We start from the raw sequence: 3330 nt of genomic DNA, 5'->3' as shown, positions 1-3330 counted from the left end.
AGGGACGGTCCACCACCAGAAACGGGTCGGCTGCGCGAACATGCCGGGGAGCATAGCCCGCCCGGGCCGTCCGCACACCCGGCGTGGCGGTCATCTCACTCCCCGGCGAGGACCCCGGCCGCCTTGGCGTGCGTCTCCGCGACCTCGGCGCGGGGGTCGGAGCCCCGCACCAGGGTGGCGCCGACGCCGACCCGCAACCGCCCGGTGGCGGCGTCGATGTCCGCCGTGCGGATCAGGATCGGGGAGTCCAGCGTCCGCGCCCCGCCGGCGTCCCGCCCCAGCAGGGCCAGCGCCCCGGCGTAGTAGCCGCGGCCGTCGGCCTCGTGGCGACGGATGACGCGGCAGGCGTTGCGGGCGGGGGAGCCGGTGACGGTCGCGGCGAACATGGTCTCCCGCAGTACGTCCCGGGGGTCGAGCACCGTCCGGCCGCGCAGTTCGAACTCGGTGTGCGCCAGGTGCGCCATCGGCGCCAGCCGCGGCCCGACGACCGTGCCGCCGTCGGCGATCGCGCACATCATCTTCAGCTCCTCGTCCACCACCATCGACAGCTCGTCGCGTTCCTTGGCGTCCGCCAGGAACGCCAGCAGACCCTCGGGGTCCGGCCCCTGGGGCGGGTAGCGGTAGGTGCCGCTGACGGGGTTCATCACCACGGTGCCGCCGGACGCCCGGACGTGGACCTCCGGACTCGCTCCGACCAGGGTCCGGCGCCCGGTGTGCACGACGAAGGTCCAGTAGGCGCCGCTCTCCGCCGTCAGCAACCGCCGGAACAGCGCCAGCGCGTCGGCGGGGCGGTAGCCGTCGATCGTCCCGCGGAAGGTGCGGCGGACGACGAAGTTGGCGCCCTCCCCGGCGGCGATCTCCTCGTCCAGGACCCGGCGCACCGTGGCGGCGTACGCGTCGTCGTCGAGGTCGAAGCCCTCGTCGCGCACCGTGACCGGGTGGTCGGGGAGGAGCGGCAGCAGCTCGGCGACCGGCAGCTCGTGCACCTCGTCGGGGAGCAGCACCGTCAGCGGTGTGCCGTCGTCCACGACGTCGAAACCACGTTCGGAGAGTTGGCGGAACGGGACGAGGGCGAGCGCGCCCCACCGCTCTCCGGGGCGGTCCGGGATCTCCGCCAGCCGGTCGAGGTCGCGGACGGGCCCGGTCATCACCTCCACGACGTCCGCGTCCCGGCCGGGGGTGCGGCGGCGCAGCAGGGCGAAGGGCGGTGCCGTCGGGGAGCGGAGCCCGCGCAGCAGGGCCGCGACGGGGCGGTCGGGGGCGTCGGGCGCGGAGGTGTCGGGCGCGGAGGTGTCGGGCGGGGTGGAGGCGGGCGGGGTGGGCGGCATCGGGGTTCCCTCGGGTGGGCGGGGCCGGGAGGAGGGACGGGCCGCGGAGTCGCCCGGGAACGACGACGGCCGCCCCTCGGGGCGGCCGTGGCGTCGATGTGGTCGATCGCGCGATCAGTGGGCCGCCGGAGGGACGGTCCACCACCAGAAACGGGTCGGCTGCGCGAACATGCCGGGGAGCATAGCCCGCCCGGGCCGTCCGCACACCCGGCGTGGCGGTCATCTCACTCCCCGGGCGGAGCGCGGACCACGGCCCGCACGCCGCTAACCTGACAACGTGACCGTGAACGCTGACATCAGCACCCCCAGCGCCACCTGGCGCGACCTTCCCGCGGCGCAGCAGCCTGAGTACCCGGACCAAGAGGCTCTGCGCGCGGTGACCGCGGACCTCGCGTCCTATCCTCCGCTCGTCTTCGCCGGCGAGTGCGACCAGCTGCGCGCCCGTCTGGGAGCCGTCGCCCGGGGCGAGGCGTTCCTGCTCCAGGGTGGGGACTGCGCCGAGGCGTTCGACCAGGTGAGCGCCGACCAGATCCGCGCCAAGCTCAAGACGCTGCTCCAGATGAGCGCGGTGCTGACCTACGCGGCGGCGGTGCCCGTCGTGAAGGTCGGCCGCATCGCCGGCCAGTACTCCAAGCCCCGCTCCAAGCCCACGGAGCGCCGGGACGGCGTGGAGCTGCCCTCCTACCGGGGCGACTCCGTCAACAGCCCGGAGTTCACCGTCGAGGCCCGCACGCCGGACCCCGAGCGGCTGCGCCGGATGTACCACTCCTCGGCCGCGACCCTGAACCTGGTCCGCGGCTTCACCACGGGCGGCTACGCCGACCTGCGGCAGGTGCACGCCTGGAACCAGGACTTCGTGCGCAACTCCGCCTCGGGGCAGCGCTACGACGCGCTGGCGCGGGAGATCGACTCGGCGCTCAGCTTCATGAAGGCGTGCGGAGCCGACCCCGCCGAGTTCCACAGCGTCGAGTTCTACGCCTCGCACGAGGCGCTGCTGCTGGACTACGAGGCCGCGCTGACCCGGGTGGACTCCCGCACGGGCAGGCTGTACGACGTCTCGGGCCACATGGTGTGGATCGGGGAGCGGACCCGCCAGCTGGACGGCGCGCACATCGAGTTCGCCGCGCAGGTGCGCAACCCGGTGGGTGTGAAGCTCGGGCCGACGACCTCGGCCGAGGAGGCGCTGACCCTCATCGACCGGCTCGACCCGGAGCGTGAGCCGGGCCGGCTCACCTTCATCACCCGGATGGGCGCCGACCGCATCCGGGACCGGCTGCCCGAGCTGGTGGAGAAGGTCACCGCCTCCGGTGCGCAGGTCGTCTGGGTCTGCGACCCGATGCACGGCAACACCTTCGAGGCGGCCTCCGGGTACAAGACCCGCCGGTTCGACGACGTGCTCGACGAGGTGAAGGGCTTCTTCGAGGTCCACAAGGCGCTGGGCACCCACCCGGGCGGCATCCACGTGGAGCTGACCGGTGACGACGTCACCGAGTGCGTGGGCGGCGGCGACGAGATCTTCGTCGACGACCTGCACCAGCGGTACGAGACCGCCTGCGACCCGCGGCTCAACCGCAGCCAGTCGCTCGACCTGGCGTTCCTGGTGGCGGAGATGTACCGGGCGCAGTGACCTCTCGCCCGCCGCGACAGCGGCGGACCGGGCCGACGGCGCCCCTTTCGTACCCTGCACCCGCTGGGTAAGGTTAGGTTTACCTCACCACATCGGTGGGGTGTCCCGTGTCCACGTCCCGGAGGTGACGGTGTTCGTCTGCTCGTGCTTCGGCATCACCGAGCAGCAGGTCCACGATCATGTGGCCGCCGGCGCCGGTACCCCTCGTGAGATCGCCGCCCGCTGCAAGGCCGGCACCGACTGCGGCTCCTGCGTCCGCCGGATCCAGGGGCTCCTCGGTCGCGGCGCCCCCTGCGGTCGTCGCGTCGCCGCGAGCGCCGCCGCGGAGGCGGTGCCGGTGGGGTCGCCCGCCGCCCCACTGCCGGCGCACGCGGC

General features: G+C 73.8%; 3 protein-coding genes and 1 pseudogene. 2 read left to right on the top strand and 2 right to left on the bottom strand.

The genetic code is table 11. The features are described from left to right. Positions 1 to 104: 104 nt before the first annotated feature. Together HCN52_RS23030 and HCN52_RS26550 are read right to left on the bottom strand one after the other, a co-directional pair. Positions 105 to 1244: pseudogene (locus HCN52_RS23030) on the bottom strand (chorismate-binding protein); the annotation flags it as partial. Between the two features lie 198 nt (positions 1245 to 1442). Beyond that, positions 1443 to 1499, bottom strand: a complete 57-nt coding sequence (locus tag HCN52_RS26550; protein WP_512700791.1) for a trp operon leader peptide — start codon at positions 1497 to 1499, stop codon at positions 1443 to 1445. A gap of 106 nt (positions 1500 to 1605) precedes the next feature. On the opposite strand from HCN52_RS26550, the gene HCN52_RS23025 reads away from it, so the two are divergent. After that, complete coding sequence (locus HCN52_RS23025) at positions 1606 to 2955, top strand: class II 3-deoxy-7-phosphoheptulonate synthase (protein ID WP_168090360.1); 1350 nt, start codon at positions 1606 to 1608, stop codon at positions 2953 to 2955. Positions 2956 to 3085: 130 nt separating this feature from the next. Beyond that, a partial coding sequence (locus tag HCN52_RS23020) for a (2Fe-2S)-binding protein (RefSeq protein WP_168090362.1) occupies positions 3086 to 3330 on the top strand: 245 nt, incomplete at its 3' end.

The sequence above is a fragment of the Streptomyces bohaiensis genome (genome assembly GCF_012033785.1).
GTDB classification, from domain to species: Bacteria; Actinomycetota; Actinomycetes; order Streptomycetales; family Streptomycetaceae; genus Streptomyces; species Streptomyces bohaiensis.
This window is presented reverse-complemented; position numbering and strand designations above follow the sequence as displayed.